Raw genomic sequence first — 17,372 nt, 5'->3', positions numbered from 1 at the left:
GTGCTAGATTCTACCTGTGAAAAGCTGATTTTTTTAAAGAAAAAGATCCTCAGCTCAAAGCTAAGGATCCGATATGTTTATTTTTCCATAAAGTCCTTGAGTCGACGAACAGCTTCTTTGAGGGTATCCAAATCTGTCGCATAAGACAAGCGAACATTTTCAGGGGCACCAAAGCCAGCTCCCGTTACTAAAGCAACCTCTGCTTCTTCTAAAATTGCTGTGGTAAATTCCGTCACATCCGTGTAACCCTTCATCTCCATGGCCTTCTTTACATTTGGAAAGAGATAGAAGGCTCCTTGAGGTTTGATGGCTTCAAAACCAGGTACTTCATTTAACAAAGGATAAATGGTATTCAAGCGCTCTTCAAAAGCTTGGCGCATGATCTCAATAGAAGATTGGTCTCCGGTGAGGGCTTCGATGGCGGCATATTGGGAAACTGTCGTCAAATTAGAAGTTGTTTGACTGATCACCTTGGCCATAGCTCCGATAATCTCTGGATCCCCCACTGCAAACCCAATCCGCCAACCAGTCATAGCATAGGTTTTAGAAACTCCGTTAATAACAATAGTTTGCTTGCGAATCGCTTCTGACAAGCTAGAAATGGACGTAAAGGTATTGCCATTGTAGACCAATCGACCATAGATATCGTCTGCCAAAATCAAGATATCATGCTCGACAGCCCAATTTCCAATTGCTTCGAGTTCTTCTTTACTGTAGATCATCCCTGTTGGGTTAGATGGTGAATTCAGCAAGACAACCTTGGTCTTGTCTGTCCGTGCTGCTTCCAGTTGCTCAACCGTTGCTTTGAAGTGATTTTCTTCTGTTGTTTGGAAAGTAACGGGTGTTCCTTCAACCATCTTGACCTGGTCCACATAAGAAACCCAGCAAGGTGTTGGAATGATGACTTCATCACCTGGATTGATAACAGAAGTAAAGAAGGCATAAAGAATAAACTTGGCGCCAGTGCCGACCACTACTTCATTGCGGCTGACAGCATAGCCATAAAACTCTTTCATATAGTCACTAATGGCATCCTTCAATTCTGGAAGTCCAGACGCTACCGTATAAAAGCTAGCCCGACCATCCTCGATCGATGCGACTGCTGCTTCTTGAATGTTTTTTGGAGTCGCAAAGTCAGGTTGACCAAGCGTCAAACTCAAGATATCACGACCTTCAGCTGCCAAAGCTTTGGCACGCGCATTTGCAGCCAAAGTCACGCTTTCTTCCATTTCCAATACACGATTTGATAATTTCATATTTCCTCCTCAAATCCTAAAAAACACTGGTTACTTTCCCAGTCTTGAAATCCACCACATAATAAGATCTGCCAGACTTAACTTCCCAGATCGGTTTGCCTTTAAAGCGTCCAAAAGTTACCCGCTCAATCGCGTCTTTGCTCTTCTCTTTCACAATCGCCTTTGCTTTTTTCTGGCTGATCCCCTCTTTTAAAGGGTAAGCATAGACCTGATCATCTGCCTCCGCCACCAAGACCGCTAGTTCTTGCCCCTCCTGGTCTTTTCCAATAAAGGAAAGATACGCTTCTTTGCCATGAAAGAAACTCTCCGTATCAATTGTAGCCATCGAAGAGTGCGACAGCGCTATGTTTCTTGCTTGTTCCATTTGATCCTGCATGCGATCCGAAGTTTTTTCAGCAAGAAATAACCAAGAAAAAAGCACTGTCAACACTAAGATACAGACTCCTATTATATGTTGCCATATGATAAAAAGATAATTTTTCTGTTTCACTCCCTCATTATACACCAAAGCTACCTAGAATTCTATAGATTTTCAAGAAAGAATTGTTACTAATATTTCATACCTGTTACAATGTTTTAGTATAAAATTGTTTGAGAAACAAACTAAAATTAACACCTTGTATATTTTTTGTCTATCATTTAATTATTTTGTCACATTTCTGTAACTAATTTGAAAATAAAATTAAAAGGCAGAAATACTATTTATTGATAAAATATAGATATGGAAAATTTAAAGAGATTATTCAAAGAAGCAAACGTAGATTTAAAAACCATGATCGTCTTCCACAAGGCAGAACGATTGATCCGTGCATCTGAGGCCCATATCTTTAAAAAGCACCAGTTGACACCAACTCAATTCTCTGTCCTTGAGACCTTGTACAGCAAGGGCGATCTTCGCATTCAAGATCTGATCGATAGCATTCTTGCGACCTCTGGAAATATGACTGTGGTTATTCGCAATATGGTCCGCGATGGTTGGATTACACGCGAAACCGATCCAGAAGACCGCCGTGCATATGTTGTATCTATTACAGATGCCGGTCGTAAAAAGATCGAAGAGGCTCTTCCAGATCATATTAAAAATATCCAACGCTTGATGCAAGTCTTTAATAGCGGCGAGCAAGCTGAGTTGACAGAACTCTTGAAGAAATTCAAACATATCGCCTAAGCCTACAGCTCAAGACGATTCTGACTCCAAAATCCTCTATTTTGGAGTTTTCATCGTGCATTCTCTTTATCTAACAGATCAAAAAACTATTCCTGATGCTTCTCAGGAATAGTTTTATTTATTCTTTCACAAAGATCCATTCTTTCTCTTGTGATAAATCCTCACGATAAGAGAAACCTGCTACTTCTAATGATTTCAGATCTTCTAGATGGGTGATTTCTTCCTTCATCATAGCCGTCACCATGGCCCCACGTGCTTTCTTTGAAATCGTCGAGTGAATCTTTAATGTCCCACCACGATTCTCCATGAATTTAATCTGGATCATTCGTTCGCGAATGGCTTTTGAAAAAACCAGTTCAAACTCAGAGGACAAGAGAGATAAGATCTCCTCCTCTCCTTCTAGTGCCTGATCATAGTCCTCTTGCCAGAGTGCCTTTAGAGACTTTTCCGCTGGTTTTAACTTCATCATAAAGTCTAAGCGATGAGGAGCTATTCCCTCATAGGCTGGGATCACCCCATATAAGGCAGTCGTGATCAACAAATGCTCCTGAAGATAAGTCTGCTCTTTTTCAGATAAGCCTTGACGCTCGATACTCCGGTACATCAGACCATCAAACAGTTCCAAAGCAGGATAGGTCTTAGCACTCCCATCTAACAAAGCCTCAATTCTTTCTTTTTCTACTAGGGCTCTTTCTTCTGAGATCCCGTAAAAGGTCGCTAATTCTTCTAGTGAGAATTGTTTCAAAGCTTGTAGGATGGTTTTTGTCTTGTGTGACAAGGGTTGGGACTCGACGATACGAGCCTGTTCGTTCAGTTCTTTAGCGGATGGAATTAATAATTTCATAGGTCTATTGTACCATATTTTTCAAAATTTCTTGACAGGAGTTTTTATTAATGTTATTATCTAGTTATGAAAACTAGATTAAAGAAAGGTGAAGATTTCGTGTCCGCTTTTTCCTATCCAACTTGGGAGGACCTGCCCGATCTAGACCTCTATCTCGACCAGGTCCTGCTTTATGTCAATAAAACCTGTGCACCTGTCCTCTCTTCTTCAGACAAGGGCTTGACGGCTGCCATGATCAACAATTACGTAAAACATGGTTATGTCGAAAAACCAGAAAAGAAGAAATACCAGCGTAGACAGGTAGCTCGCTTGATCGCTATTACAACCTTAAAAACGGTCTTTTCTATTCAGGAGATCGCTTCTACCTTAAATTTCTTGCAGGACCAGGCAAGTTCGGATCTTCTCTATAATAGCTTTGTTGCTTATCTCAATGAGCAAAAAGAGCCAATTGCACCCATTATTCGCTCTGCCTGTCAGACAGTTCAACTTTATCTAGAAACCCTATCTTATATACAACCAGCAAACAAGGAGGAAGAAACTGATGAATTATACCATGAAACTAAGTAAAAAATTATCTTTTGGTGAGGAGATCGCAAATAGTGTAACCCACGCTGTTGGAGCCCTCCTTATGCTCATCCTGCTTCCGATCTCAGCAGTCTACAGCTTTGAGCAGCACGGTCTTCTTAGTGCTTTTGGGACTTCTATTTTTGTCATTAGCCTCTTTTTGATGTTTTTGTCTTCGACTATCTATCATGCAATGTCTTATGATTCTCCTCAAAAGTATGTGCTTCGCATTATCGACCATTCCATGATCTACATTGCGATCGCAGGCAGTTACACGCCAGTTGTCCTCACCTTGATGAACAACTGGATGGGCTACAGCATTATCTTAATCCAATGGGGTACCACTATCTTTGGCATTCTCTACAAAATCTTTGCTAAAAAAGTCAATGAAAAATTCAGCCTAGCTCTTTACTTGATCATGGGCTGGTTGGTTATCTTTATTATTCCCCAAATTGTTAGTCAAACTACCCCTATCTTCTGGGGGCTCATGCTCATGGGTGGTCTGTGCTACACGGTGGGAGCTGGCTTTTATGCCAAGAAAAAACCCTATTTCCATATGATTTGGCACCTCTTTATCCTTGCTGCTTCTGCCCTTCAGTATTTAGCTATCGTTTACTTTATGTAATACAGCCTCTAGTCTTTTAAACCACACCCGAAAAGTTAGATAGAAAAAATCTAATTTTTCGGGTATTTTTTTTTGAAAGCAACTGAAAGAGTCGTTGCTGTCCGACTTCTTCCTATGAAGGAGAGATTAAGTAAAATACAGACCAGCCTATTAAAAAACTACCAGGATGAGTTCTTATAGACGATTTTGATTCCTAACACAATCAGTGAAGTAGGAACAAACCAAAAGGACCTAGTCCTGTGCAATACAGAACTAAGTCCTTTTTTACATTATTTGTCTAACTTTTGGGGATCAATACTAGCATTGGAGATTCGAGAAATTACATGATTTCTCAAATCTTTTTGTTTACATCAGATGATTCCCCCATCATTTCATGCTATGTACTATTTTAACATAGGTGGACAAATGAACGTATGGAGCTTTTATTCCGTCTTTGTCCCCTTATTTAATAGCTTGCCCATTTTCCTCAATCCAATCAGTAAGAGAGGGAAAGATAGGAGGGTCACAAGGCCTAGTACAAGGAAAACAGCTACAAATCCACAAGTATCGATGAACCAACCAGTCAGAGGGAAAATCACAATCATAGACAAACTAAACATCATGGAGTTTATACTAAGCATGGTGGCTCGTACACTGGAAGGCAAATAAATTTGTAAATCATTGTAGTATATAGGTTGATAAACTGCATAAAGGGCATTGGTCAAGAGATAGACGCTCAGATAGGCGAATGGAGTCTTCAAACCTACCAACAGCAAGGCCAAACCTGTCAATGCAACTAGAATTGGGAAGACTTGGTTACTATTCCATTTTTTCCCGATCTGACTGGCCAGATAAACCGCTAGGAGATTGAATCCACTACCAATCAACATAATGAGTGAAACTTGCCAACTGGCTAAGTCACTGATTTTTTGTTGGTAGTAAAAATAAAACATACACATGATGGTTCCTACCAGCTGATAGGTCAGCATCCAATAAAACAAGACTGGTTTTTCCTGCCATTCTTGTTTCACTACCACCAATATCCGTTTTAAGGTCAGACTATTTCTTTCATCTCTCTTGCTCTCTGGCTCTTTCATCAGATAAATCAAGAGAATGGAAAGTAATGAAAGACCTATGGCAATATGATAGGTCCAAGCCAAGGCCCCATGAACAAAGAGACCGGCTACTACTGTTCCTAACGTTCGGGTGACTTCAGCCACTCCGGACAAAAAGCTAGAAATCTGAAGATAACGATCCTTTTGACCTGCTTCTACCGCCGAATCAAACAAGAAAGCAGTATTCGTACCTGAGTCAAAATTATAAGACCAAGCATTGACCATCATAGCAAGCGCATAAATCCAAAAATTCCCCTGACCAAGTAAGATCAAGATAGAGGACACAATACTGGCTATGCGAGCCAAATAGAGATTGGTCTTGTAACTAAATCGATCGGCCAACATGCCTGATGGAATTTCGCTCAATAGACTAGTACCATGAAAGATACTCTCTAATAGCCCGATCTGAAGCAAGGAAAGACCATTTTGAATGAAAAATAAAATCCAGAAACTAGTGATTCCAAAATAAGATGTGAATTCCAGACCTGCTAAGAGTGGAATATTGCGTTTGTAAGTTCTTTTAAACATTGTTCTTCCTCTTTCAATTGATATTTTAAGTGTTTCTAAAAGACTTACCTAGATTTGCCTACATTTTCTCCACCTCTTTCATTGATCGTAAAAAGTTATGTAGTTGTTTATGGTTATAAAGGTTTGATTCGATGCATCACATACAGATACGGAACTGCATACAGATAGGTCTTGTACCAGCCATACAGGTAAGCATCTGTTCAATCCCGCACCCCAATACACTGTGCGCTACTGTACCCTATTTACGGAAGACACTACGATCTTCATTTTATCATAAAAAGTCGTACGGCACTAGATTCTACCTATGAAAACAAGAGTTTTAAAAAAAACCATCTTCAACTCATTTTCAGAGTGGTATTTTTGTGATTATTTCTGTACAATAGAAAAAAAACTGTATGGGGACAGTCAAAATGAAGACGAGCAAATACCAAGAAATTATTCATGTTCTAAAAAAAGCCATTCAAGACGGAGAACTGGTGACCGGTCAGAAAATTTCCTCCGTTCGCCAGCTAGCTAGTCAATTTTCTTGTAGTAAGGATACGGTGCAACGGGCCCTGCTGGATTTAACCTACCAGCACTTACTCTACGCAAAACCTCAAAGTGGCTACTATGTTTTGGAGCAGGAACCTGACCAACATGAGGATCTTCCACTAAAATTAGAGAAAGACCGCAACCACGCTTTTGAAGATTTCCGAACCTGTATCAATGAAACCTTGATTGGTCGTGAGAATTATCTCTTTAATAATTTTTCAGACCAAGCAGGATTACCAGAAGTACGCCAATCGATTCAAGGCTTATTGAAGGAAGAAAGCATTTATACGACTGCGGATCAGATCGTTTTAACTTCTGGTACACAACAGGCACTCAATATCCTCAGCCAAATTGACTTTCCCAATAAAAAATCTCAGATCTTGATTGAGCAGCCGACTTATCATCGGATGAATCAACTCTTAGATTCGCAGCAACTTGCCTACCGGACCATTCAACGAAATTTAAAGGGAATTGACCTCGAGGAACTCGAAGAGATTTTTAAGAGTGGCCACATCAAATTTTTCTATACGATTCCCCGTTTTCACTACCCACTTGGTCATAGCTATTCTACCAAGGAGAAAGAAGCAATCTTGCAACTAGCTGATCAATATGATGTCTACCTTGTCGAGGATGACTATTTGGGAGATCTTGATGGCCGCAATGCTCCTTCTTTTCATTATCTAGATCGCAATAATCGAGTTATCTATATCAAGTCTTTTTCGACCAATCTCTTTTCTGCTCTTCGCATTACTTCCATGATCCTTCCCCAAGCCCTTCTTAAACCTGTCTTGACCTATAAGACAATTCTGGACTATGATAGCAACCTTATTATGCAAAAGGCTTTGAGCCTCTATATCGATAACGGTATGTATCTGACCAATAAAAAGCGACTCCTCGCCAGAAAAAAAGAGGAAGAAGAAAGTCTGAAGACTTTGATGGATCAGTCTTCTCTTCTACCTCATCTGACCCTGACCCACGATGGGGTCCTAGTAGATCTTCATCAGGTTAAATCGCTTGCTGCCTTAAAACACAGTGGACTCCCGCTTGATTTCTTTGAAGCAGCCTACATCACTTCTTGTCCTTATCAACTCGCCAAGATCCAATCGGCAGATGTAGCCAATGTTTTACCAAAGCTGACGCCTTTTTTTGAAAGAGAAACCCTCGTATAGACTATACGAGGGTCTTCTTATTTCTTTAAGTGCTCATAGACAAGTTTGGCATTTTGAAGGCCAATCCGATAGTCGATGCGAATTAAGCGAATCGCTTCCATCTCTGGTTCTTTGAGGTACTTCTCTTTTTGTTCCTTGGGGATGCTACCTGGTTTTAGAAGATAATAGGTGAATTGATTTCTAACTTTAGTAAGCTCTACTTGAAGGGTGAAATAAAGTCCAAATAAGACAATAACAACTCCCATTAGGATGAGATCGTTTGACATGATTGTTGCTTCCTTTTTCTGTTCTTTTCTTTATTTTACAGCTTTCAAGCAAGAAAAACAAGGTTAAATTTGCATTTACCCCTTGTTTGTCCTTATTTCATCATACCGGCCTGGAGGTCATACATTTTCTTATACGTTCCTCCTAGAGCAATGAGCTGATCGTGGTTGCCTGATTCGATGATTTTTCCCTTATCGAGAACATAGATGCAATCGGCATCTTGGATAGTAGAAAGACGATGGGCAATAGCAATGGTTGTCCGCCCTTGGCGCATCTTCTTCAGAGAGTTTTGGATCATTTCTTCCGTCTCCTGGTCAATATTAGCCGTAGCCTCATCCAAAATGAGGATCTTAGGCTGAGCAGCAATGGTCCGAGCAAAAGCCAGAAGCTGACGCTGACCGGTTGATAAGGTAGACCCCCGCTCTGTTACTGAATGATCATAGCCACCAGGTAGACCCTCAATAAAGTCTGCCACATCCACAAATGCAGCTGCTTGTCGGATTTCCTCATCTGTCAGATCTTCATGGTACATCCGGATATTAGAAGCAATGGTTCCATGATAGAGAAAAGCTTCCTGCAGCACTAGACCGATAGACTTGCGCAAGGCTTCCTGGCTGTAGTCCTTGATATCCTTTCCATCAATCAAGATCCGTCCGCGATCAAATTCATAAAATCGCATAAAGAGATTGACAATGGAAGATTTACCAGAACCAGTATGACCGACAAAGGCGATGGTTTGTCCGTTTTTGACCTCAAAGGAGATATCTTTTAGGACATCTCGTTTGCCATCGTAAGAAAATGATACATGGTCAAAGCGTATATCTCCCCGCTCAATTTCTTTCAGACTATCCGCTTGCTTGGGCTCATAGTCAGATCGATCCATCATCTCAAAGACACGCCCTGCAGAGATGGTAGAGGTCTGCAAGGTTGCGAAATTTTGGGTAACATCAATCAAGGGTTGGAAAAGCTGGCTAACGTATTGGATAAAGGCATAAATAAGACCTGCTGTAAAGCCAGAAGACTGCCAATTTAGACCGAAAAAAGTCAGAATGACTGCATAGGCTAGGACCTGTAAAAGGGTCATAGCTGGTCTCAAAAAGAGGGAATTGACATCGATAGAACGATTGGCATAGTCCAAATGTTCCCCATTAATCCGTTCAAACTCATCGGTCAAACGCTTTTCTTGGCGAAAGGCCTGCACGATTCGCATACCTTCGATGGATTCAGATAATTTCACATTGATATCTGATAATTTCTGACGCGTCATTTTGACCAGGCGGTTGGATAACTTGCGATAGAGTCGAATGGAAAACCAAATGACGGGAAGAAAAGGCAGAATCCAAATAGTTAAATGCCAATCCAGGCTAAACATGGTCACCAGGGTCACTACAAAAAGTAAAAAGGATGAAACCAGACTTGAAAAGACAGTGGAGAACATATCTGCGACGGCCTGTGTATCATTGGTCACACGGGAGACAATCGAACCTGCTGCTGTCTGGTCATAAAAGGACATGCCCAGCCTTTGCAGATTTTGGAAAATATCTAGTCGGATATCTCTTACGATGGAATTGGATACACGCGCAAAGGTTAATTGGCTCAGGTAGGTCGCCAGCACGCGCCCAATGAATAACCCATAGTAAAGAATGAGAAACTGAAAAGCTGTCATGACCGGTGAACCTACTTCTGTTGGATCCACTAGGTGGTCAATATACCAGCGTGCCGCTAGAGGGATCGCCGTCAATAAAAGACTAGTCAGGAAGGTAAAAGCTAAGGCTAGGGCTGTTAACCATTTGTAACGCCACATGTAAATCAAGAGCCGCTTCATCACACGAGCTTCAGATGTTTTCATTCAGCTTTCCCTCCATTTCTTCTGATAATTGTTGCGCTTGGTAGGTTTCATAGTACCAACCTTTTTGACCCATTAATTCCTCATGATTTCCGTGCTCCTTGATTTGACCATTCTCCATTACCAGAATCAAATCCGCATGAACGATAGCGGATAAGCGATGGGCTGTGATCATGGTTGTTTTCCCCTTGCGTTCCTGCTTCATATTTTCGATGATCTGGTGCTCCGTCTTCGCATCTACTGCAGATAAGGAATCATCCAGAAGCAAGATCTCAGGATTCATGACCAAAGCGCGACTCATGGCAATCCGTTGCTTTTGCCCGCCAGAAAGAGAGACCCCTCTCTCTCCAAGCACAGTCTCCATCTGGTCTGGCATAGCCAAGACATCCTCATAGACCCCACAGGTTCTTAGCGCTTTTATCAACTCTTCTTCCTTGATCTGCGGATCCGAAAAAGCAACATTCTCGCGAATAGTCATAGCAAAGAGAATCTGATCTTGAGGAACATAGCCGATCAAACTACGCAGATCTTCCAAACGATAATCTTTGATGGAGATTCCATTTAGAAAGATATCTCCCTGCTCCAAGTCATGCTCTCTGAGTAAGAGACGCAACAAGGTGGTCTTTCCAGATCCAGTTGGACCCACAATCCCAAGGGTTTGTCCTTTTTCTAAATGAAAAGTAACCTTTTCAAGAACAGGCTCTTTCTCGTAGGCGAATTCTTTAATGTCATATTCCAAATCTCCATTTTGAATGTCTCTGACTGGATGGTTTGGATCTTGGATTTCAGGTGTTTCTGCTAAAAGTGTCTCAATTCGGTCATACGAGACGCTAGCCCTCTGAGTAATATTAAATAAGAAGCCCATGGCTTGAAGGGGCCACACGAGCATATTGAGATAGGTAATAAAGGTTACAATTTGTCCAACCGTCAGGCTCCCTTCCTGAACAAATAGCCCCCCGAAGTAGAGCGTCAAAACATAGGAGAGACCTACAAAAAGAAGAGTGGTCGGATCAAACAAAGCATTGTAACCGGCGGAAGTCATATTTTTTGAAAAGACCATTTGATTGGTTTTTTCAAAAGCCTGAATCTCATCTGCCTGAAAGCCAAAGGATTTGGTCACCTTGACTCCTGATACTGATTCCTGAACAAAGTTGTTCAGCTCTGAGAAGCCTTCTTGGGCCTCTTTGAAGGCTTTGTGGTTTTTGCGGCCAATAGCTGAAGTCACTACCACCATAACCGGTAGGGGCAAAATAGCCAAGAGGGTTAAGCGCCAATCAATCATGAAAAACATGCTGACTAGAGTCACCAAGGCCGTCACGGAAGCATCCACTGCAGACATAACGCCGCCACCAGCAAACATGGTTACCGCATTGATATCATTAGTAGCATGGGCCATGAGATTCCCTGTCCGATAACGCTGATAAAAAGACGGAGACATGAGCGTAAATTGCTTAAACAAACGGTAACGCAAGATCCGAGCCAACTTATTAGCCGTCCCAAAAATATAGCGTCTCCAGACAAAACGAAGACCATACATGGCTAGAGCTGCGAGGACCAAAAGGGCGATATCCACAACTAACTGCCCCAGTGTCAGCCTTCTTTTATCGATCAAATCGATCACAAGTCCCATGATTCTTGGAGGAATGAGGTTTAAAAAACTAACCAAGATCAAGGACCCTATCCCGATCAAGTATCGCTTCTTCTCTAAATTAAAAAACCAAGATAATTTCCTCAACAGATTCATCTTATTTCCCCTTTTTGGTGAGTTGCCAGCTACTATCCACCAGAGCAAACAAGTCCTCATCAGCAATTGTTCCATCGAGCGGGATACTCAGCCAATATTTTTTATTCATATGAAAAGCTGGATAAATCCCCTTTTGTTGAACGAACTGAGCTACTTGATCAGACTTGACATTCAAAACTTCTATTTTCCCTGACTTGCCAGCATCCAGTTTGTACCAATCAATTGTCATAAAGACACCATACCACTTGAGGGTGTCTCGGTGGCGAATCGCACCAGATTCAGGAGATCTTTCCCACAAATATTCAATCGTTCCCTGATAGTGTTGGGAAATATAGGCCATGAGACGCTTGGTTTGAGGATAGAGAAAATCTTCTACCTCAAAACAGGCTTGGCGGATCCTTGCAAGACTTTCTTGACAGGCTTCTCTGACTTGGCCAACGAAATTTCCTTGTAGCTGTTCCAGATGGATCTGGATATACTCGTCCCCTGTATCCTGATCATAGACCCGAAAGGAAATCTTCTGGTCGCAGACTCGGAATTTTAAGAGAAATGTGTCCGAAAAGACGGGGCACTGATACTCATAGCCTGCCTCTATTTTCTCAAATCCATAAGCCATTCCCTTTTCTGGCTGAAAAGTGTAGCGGTCAAAATAATTCTCTAAAAACAATTTCTCTCCCTTATTCATTTTTGCACTAGAAGAGGCTGGGAACAACGTACCCAACCTTGATAACGGATCCTCAAAACGACCTAAAGCAGTGATCGTTTCTTTTTTAAAACACGATGCGCGTGCCATGCAGTTGACAAATGCCCAATTGCTCCAAAAAGAGTGAACGATTTTCTACCGTCACACCTCCACCAGGCAAGATCTGAATCTTTCCCTTAGCCGCAGCTAATAAACGATGGTAATGTTCAAAACGTTGCTCTAGTGTGGCACCTAGACCTCCAGCTCGAGTTAAAATTCGAGCCACACCATGGATAGAAAGCCACTCAATCGCTTCTAGCTGATCTGTATGAGCTAACTCATCAAAAGCCATATGAAAGACAACCTCTGCCTCTCCACAGGCTGCTAGTAAAAGCTGCATGACCCTCTGGTCCAACTTTCGATCGCTCGTCAGTGCACCCAGCACAAAACTAGAAACACCTATTTCCTTCGCAGCCCGAATATCCGCTAGCATAGCTTGGACTTCAAGATCTGTGTAGACAAAGTCTCCACCACGAGGCCGGATAATGACACATAGATCCACAGACTTCTCTTCTGTCAGTTTGATTGCTTCCTGGATAACCCCTAAGCTCGGTGTGGTCCCGCCTACTGCCAGGTTGTCACACAGTTCAATGCGACCTGCCCCAGCAGCAATCGCCTTATCAATAAACGTTAAATTCTCTGCACAAAATTCAAAGATAAGCATGACAACTCCATTTTCATAGTCTTAAAATAAGGAGATACTAACCGTCACCTTGGCATTGCCATTTTCTACTCGCGCTTTTGAGATAGTATAACCTGCTTGAGGGATCTCAAGCGTAATCTGATCACCGTTCACTGTGAAGCCGCCTCCATTTTGATTGGATTGATCCTTCAAATAGTTGAGAACTAAGGATTTTGGAATCGGCATTTTCCCTAATTTAGCAGCTGTCACAGTCAAATTCATGACATTGTTTTCAACTTGACCTGTCATGGTTAAATCTAGATAGCTATCGACTGGCCCTAAGGAAACAGGAACTTTGACATGAAGGTCATTGCCATCCATTCCAAGTGCCAACTTTTGAAAGTCAGAATTGTCAAGAGCAGATCCAGCACTTGTTTTTACAACTTGACTCAATTGCACAGAATTGAGACTCAACTCAGTTGAGAGCCCTTCAGTGCTTACAGAAGCATTTGAAACTGCATTTTGAGCCAGTTCAATCAAAGAGTTCCCTGCCTGCACATTTCTCAGCTGCTCCCCTTCAGGGATGGATCCAGGAACCAACAGGATCACTAATAAAATAAATAAAACGATCACCATGCCAATCAGGCGTATCATCCACTTAAACATCTGCTCCTCCAATACGTGAAAAGTTGTATTCTTATTGTACCTTAAATCCAAAGAAATTGCGACTAAGAGGGGCCTTTAGAAAGCAAAAGAGACCGAGGAAACCTCGCATCTCTCTGTGCATTATTTCGATTTAATGTAGTTAACACCATCTGCTTTTGGTGCAACTGCTTGTCCGAAGAAGGCTGCCAAGACAACCATGGTCAAGACGTAAGGCGCAATTTGCAAGTAGATGGATGGGATACCTTTAAGCAAAGGCAATTGATTCCCGATAACTGCCAAACTTTGTGAAGCTCCAAAGAAGAGACTAGCCAACATGGCACCGATTGGGTTCCATTTCCCGAAAATCATAGCCGCAAGGGCGATAAATCCAGGACCTACAATAGTAGTTACCGCAAAGTTAACAGAAACTGACTGAGCGTATATGGCTCCTCCCATACCTGCTAGGGCACCTGAGATCATGACTCCTAAGTAGCGCATTTTATAAACATTGATTCCCAATGTATCTGCTGCTTGTGGGTGTTCACCAACTGAACGAAGACGCAAACCAAATTTTGTCTTGAACATGACGAACCAAGCAAAGAATGAGAAAAGAATTGCAACCCAGCCGATGATGCTGGCATTGTTGAAGAAAATATCCCCAATCACCGGAATTTTAGATAAGACCGGAATGGATGTTTTCCCAAAGGCAACTTTGATATTATCAGTTTGCCCTTTGTTGTACATTGCTTTAACTAGAAAGACGGCTAATGGAGGGGCCATCAAGTTCAATACTGTACCTGAAACGATATGGTCAGCACGGAAATGAATCGTTGCCACTGCGTGGATCAAGGAGAAAAGTACTCCAATTCCTGCAGCAACAATCAAGGACAACCATGGTGTCATATTCCCTAAGGTAGGCTCAAAAGTCAAGTTAAAGATAATTCCTGAGAAGGCTCCCATAACCATGATTCCTTCAAGGCCAACGTTAACAACCCCAGCGTGTTCTGAGTATGCTCCTCCGATACTTGTGAAGATCAGCGGCGCCGCATACACAATCATAGAGGAAACAAGAATACTTAAAATCGTTACAATACTCATTAGTTTGCTCCTCCTTTTTTAGCTGATCGCATCGAGATCATCTTTTCGATAATGTAGTGGGCACATACGAAGAAGATAATAGATGCTGTCACAATTTGAACGACTTCTTCAGGGATAGCAGCTGGCTTCATACCAACTCCCCCAATTTGAAGCGCTCCAAACAAGAAGGCAGCAAATGGAATACCAATTGGTGAATTCATCGCAAGAAGGGCAACGGCCATTCCGTTAAATCCAACACTCATTGAGCTAGTTTGAACATAGACATTTGAGTAAATACCCAGACCTTCTGCTACTCCACCGATACCAGCAAGAGCACCAGAAATGATCATAGAAAGGATAATGGTCCGTTTTGCAGACATCCCTGCGTATTCTGCCGCATTCGCATTGAGACCAACGGCACGGATTTCAAAACCAAGTGTTGTTTTCTTCATCAAGAACCAGATGACTACCACTGCGATGATGGCAAAGAAAATCCCGATGTTCATTTGAGATTTATCCGTCAAATTACGCAACCACTCCGTCTGGTAGACAGCATTGGCTCCCACATCAATAGTTGAGTCCTTGTTTTTCATCAAGGAAGCTGGGAAGCTATGGATCAGGGCATTCCCACCATAGAGAACAATGTAGTTCATCATAATGGTGATGATCACCTCACTGGTTCCAAGATAAGCACGAAGGAAACCTGGAATCGCTCCAATAAATCCACCGGCAATAGCCGCAATCAAAACGGTCATCGGAATCATCAGTAAGCGAGGCATATTTGGGAAGGAAAGGGCAAACCAAGTCGCCATGATCCATCCTGCAAAAGCCTGACCAGGAAGTCCAACGTTAAAGAAGCCGGCCCGGCTAGCTACCGAAAATCCAAGAGCAACTAAAATCAGTGGCCCCATAGCACGGGAAATATTACCCCAACTCTTAATCGAACCAAAGGCTTTCTTAAACAGCAATTCATATCCCCAAAGGGCATCATAGCTGAAGGCCCACATAATAATGGCACCTAGGACCAATCCTAAAAGGACAGACACCAATGGAACAGCAATTTGTTTTAAATTCTTATTCATTTGATGCTCCCTCCTTTACTTGTCCACCTGCCATGAGGATTCCAAGTTCTTGCTTATTCGTCGTTTCTGGGGTTACGATCCCTTGGATCTTCCCATCATGAATAACCGCAATACGGTCAGAAACATTCAAAATTTCATCTAATTCAAAGCTGACAACCAGAACGGCTTTTCCATTATCCCGTTCTTGAATCAAACGTTTGTGGATATATTCAATCGCTCCGACGTCCAAACCACGAGTCGGCTGGCTGACGATCAAGAGATCTGGATCGCGATCGATTTCCCGAGCGATAATGGCTTTTTGCTGGTTTCCTCCAGAGAGAGCCTTAGCTGGTACCACTTCACTAGCTGCACGAACGTCAAACTCTTCCATCAACTTCTTGGCATAAGAGGTAATATTTGGATAATTCAAAATACCATTCTTGCTAAAAGGTTCTTTATAGTAAGTTTGAAGAGCAATGTTTTCAGAGATCATCATATCAAGGACCAAACCATCCCGGTGACGGTCTTCAGGGACGTGTCCTACCTTCATTTCTGTGATTTGACGTGGACGAAGTCCTACAACATCCTTGCCTTTAATCTTGATTGAACCGGATTTTACCTTCCGTAGACCTGTAATGGCTTGGATCAACTCAGACTGACCATTTCCATCAATCCCTGCGATCCCAACGATTTCACCAGCACGAAGTTCTACTGAAAGATTCTTAACAGCTGGGACTCCCCGGTTTTCATTCACGACCAAGTTTTCGATCGATAAGACCACTTCTTTTGGTTCAGAAGGGCCTTTTTCAGTCTTAAAGGAAACAGAACGACCGACCATCATTTCGGCCAAATCTTGGTTGGTTGCTCCACCAATCTCGACTGTTTCAATAGATTTCCCACGACGGATAACCGTTACGCGGTCTGAAACAGCACGGATTTCATCCAACTTGTGCGTAATCAAGATGATTGATTTTCCTTCATTCGCCAAGTTCTTCATGATTGTCATCAATTCTTCGATTTCAGCTGGTGTCAACACTGCAGTTGGTTCATCAAAGATTAGGATGTCGGCTCCACGATAAAGCGTCTTTAAGATTTCCACACGTTGCTGCGCACCAACGGAAATATCCTCAACTTTAGCATTTGGATCAACTGCCAAGCCATATTTTTTAGACAATTCAAGGATATCTTGACCGGCTTTTTTAAGGTCCAAAATACCATGCTTCGTGGTTTCAGAACCAAGGATGATATTTTCAGCAACAGTGAAGGCTTCAACCAACATAAAGTGTTGGTGCACCATTCCAATTCCTAAAGAAGCTGCTTTTGAAGGTGAGTCTAGGTTAACAGTATTTCCATTTACCACGATGTCTCCGCTTGTTGGTTCCAACAAACCAGCCAGCATATTCATCAGGGTAGATTTTCCCGCACCATTTTCTCCAAGAAGTGCATGGATTTCACCTTTGCGCAACTGAAGATTAATCTTGTCATTTGCTACAAAGTCACCAAATTTTTTGGTAATCTCACGCATTTCGATGACATATTCATGTGTCATGTAGGTGTTTCCTTTCAAAAATTTTTTATTTCAATAAAATCTG

17 protein-coding genes are annotated in these 17,372 nt (G+C 42.0%); 4 read left to right on the top strand and 13 right to left on the bottom strand.

Going from position 1 to position 17,372, the window contains the following annotated elements:
- Nucleotides 1-77 precede the first annotated feature (77 nt).
- The gene (locus tag O3626_RS01560; protein WP_371494835.1) at nt 78-1,256 is read right to left on the bottom strand and encodes a pyridoxal phosphate-dependent aminotransferase; all 1,179 of its coding nucleotides are present in this window, start codon (nt 1,254-1,256) and stop codon (nt 78-80) included.
- A gap of 16 nt (nt 1,257-1,272) precedes the next feature.
- A complete protein-coding gene (locus tag O3626_RS01555; RefSeq protein ID WP_371494833.1) occupies nt 1,273-1,686 on the bottom strand; it encodes a DUF5590 domain-containing protein in 414 nt (137 codons plus the stop codon).
- 291 nt (nt 1,687-1,977) lie between these two features.
- Between O3626_RS01555 and O3626_RS01550 the strand changes: the two genes are divergently transcribed.
- On the top strand, nt 1,978-2,424 hold the full coding sequence (locus O3626_RS01550; protein WP_049514775.1) for a MarR family winged helix-turn-helix transcriptional regulator: 447 nt from the start codon (nt 1,978-1,980) through the stop codon (nt 2,422-2,424).
- Nucleotides 2,425-2,542: 118 nt separating this feature from the next.
- On the opposite strand, the gene yaaA is transcribed toward O3626_RS01550, so the two are convergent.
- Entirely contained in the window at nt 2,543-3,268 is a 726-nt protein-coding gene (yaaA, locus tag O3626_RS01545) for a peroxide stress protein YaaA (RefSeq protein ID WP_371494831.1), read from the bottom strand.
- 66 nt (nt 3,269-3,334) lie between these two features.
- On the opposite strand from yaaA, the gene O3626_RS01540 reads away from it, so the two are divergent.
- Together O3626_RS01540 and O3626_RS01535 are read left to right on the top strand one after the other, a co-directional pair.
- The gene (locus O3626_RS01540; protein ID WP_371494829.1) at nt 3,335-3,835 is read left to right on the top strand and encodes a DUF1836 domain-containing protein; all 501 of its coding nucleotides are present in this window, start codon (nt 3,335-3,337) and stop codon (nt 3,833-3,835) included.
- Complete coding sequence (locus tag O3626_RS01535; protein ID WP_049491795.1) at nt 3,810-4,457, top strand: hemolysin III family protein; 648 nt, start codon at nt 3,810-3,812, stop codon at nt 4,455-4,457. The genes O3626_RS01540 and O3626_RS01535 overlap by 26 nt, the downstream gene beginning before the upstream one ends.
- Before the next feature lie 422 nt (nt 4,458-4,879).
- On the opposite strand, the gene O3626_RS01530 is transcribed toward O3626_RS01535, so the two are convergent.
- Nucleotides 4,880-6,079 carry an MFS transporter gene (locus O3626_RS01530; RefSeq protein ID WP_315377385.1) on the bottom strand — a complete coding sequence of 400 codons (1,200 nt, stop codon included), beginning with the start codon at nt 6,077-6,079 and terminating at the stop codon, nt 4,880-4,882.
- A 395-nt stretch (nt 6,080-6,474) separates the two neighbouring features.
- On the opposite strand from O3626_RS01530, the gene O3626_RS01525 reads away from it, so the two are divergent.
- Nucleotides 6,475-7,779: a PLP-dependent aminotransferase family protein gene (locus O3626_RS01525; RefSeq protein ID WP_371494826.1), complete on the top strand. Its 1,305-nt coding sequence runs from the start codon at nt 6,475-6,477 to the stop codon at nt 7,777-7,779.
- Between the two features lie 17 nt (nt 7,780-7,796).
- Here O3626_RS01525 and O3626_RS01520 read toward each other — a convergent pair whose 3' ends face one another.
- The 9 genes from O3626_RS01520 to O3626_RS01480 all read right to left on the bottom strand — a co-directional run bounded on the left by O3626_RS01520 (nt 7,797) and on the right by O3626_RS01480 (nt 17,329).
- On the bottom strand, nt 7,797-8,045 hold the full coding sequence (locus tag O3626_RS01520) for a hypothetical protein (RefSeq protein ID WP_195487549.1): 249 nt from the start codon (nt 8,043-8,045) through the stop codon (nt 7,797-7,799).
- Nucleotides 8,046-8,137: 92 nt separating this feature from the next.
- Nucleotides 8,138-9,892 carry an ABC transporter ATP-binding protein gene (locus tag O3626_RS01515; RefSeq protein WP_371494823.1) on the bottom strand — a complete coding sequence of 585 codons (1,755 nt, stop codon included), beginning with the start codon at nt 9,890-9,892 and terminating at the stop codon, nt 8,138-8,140.
- The gene (locus O3626_RS01510; protein ID WP_371494821.1) at nt 9,879-11,633 is read right to left on the bottom strand and encodes an ABC transporter ATP-binding protein; all 1,755 of its coding nucleotides are present in this window, start codon (nt 11,631-11,633) and stop codon (nt 9,879-9,881) included. Before O3626_RS01510 ends, O3626_RS01515 begins: the two co-directional genes overlap by 14 nt.
- Before the next feature lies 1 nt (nt 11,634).
- Nucleotides 11,635-12,318 (bottom strand): MmcQ/YjbR family DNA-binding protein, encoded by a 684-nt coding sequence (locus tag O3626_RS01505; RefSeq protein WP_347112307.1) that lies wholly within the window; start codon nt 12,316-12,318, stop codon nt 11,635-11,637.
- Between the two features lie 85 nt (nt 12,319-12,403).
- Nucleotides 12,404-13,039 (bottom strand): copper homeostasis protein CutC, encoded by a 636-nt coding sequence (locus O3626_RS01500; RefSeq protein WP_302693046.1) that lies wholly within the window; start codon nt 13,037-13,039, stop codon nt 12,404-12,406.
- 21 nt (nt 13,040-13,060) lie between these two features.
- Nucleotides 13,061-13,663, bottom strand: coding sequence for a hypothetical protein (locus O3626_RS01495; protein WP_371494818.1), 603 nt, complete (start codon nt 13,661-13,663; stop codon nt 13,061-13,063).
- A 120-nt stretch (nt 13,664-13,783) separates the two neighbouring features.
- Nucleotides 13,784-14,740 carry an ABC transporter permease gene (locus O3626_RS01490; protein WP_371494816.1) on the bottom strand — a complete coding sequence of 319 codons (957 nt, stop codon included), beginning with the start codon at nt 14,738-14,740 and terminating at the stop codon, nt 13,784-13,786.
- Nucleotides 14,740-15,801 carry an ABC transporter permease gene (locus tag O3626_RS01485; protein ID WP_003007621.1) on the bottom strand — a complete coding sequence of 354 codons (1,062 nt, stop codon included), beginning with the start codon at nt 15,799-15,801 and terminating at the stop codon, nt 14,740-14,742. The genes O3626_RS01490 and O3626_RS01485 overlap by 1 nt, the downstream gene beginning before the upstream one ends.
- Nucleotides 15,794-17,329, bottom strand: coding sequence for an ABC transporter ATP-binding protein (locus O3626_RS01480; protein WP_371494814.1), 1,536 nt, complete (start codon nt 17,327-17,329; stop codon nt 15,794-15,796). The genes O3626_RS01485 and O3626_RS01480 overlap by 8 nt, the downstream gene beginning before the upstream one ends.
- Nucleotides 17,330-17,372 lie beyond the last annotated feature (43 nt).

It is taken from the genome of Streptococcus sp. 20925_1_77, assembly GCF_041432125.1.
Classification (GTDB): domain Bacteria; phylum Bacillota; class Bacilli; order Lactobacillales; family Streptococcaceae; genus Streptococcus.
Note: the sequence above shows the minus strand (reverse complement) of the source record. Positions and strands in the feature narration are given on the sequence as shown.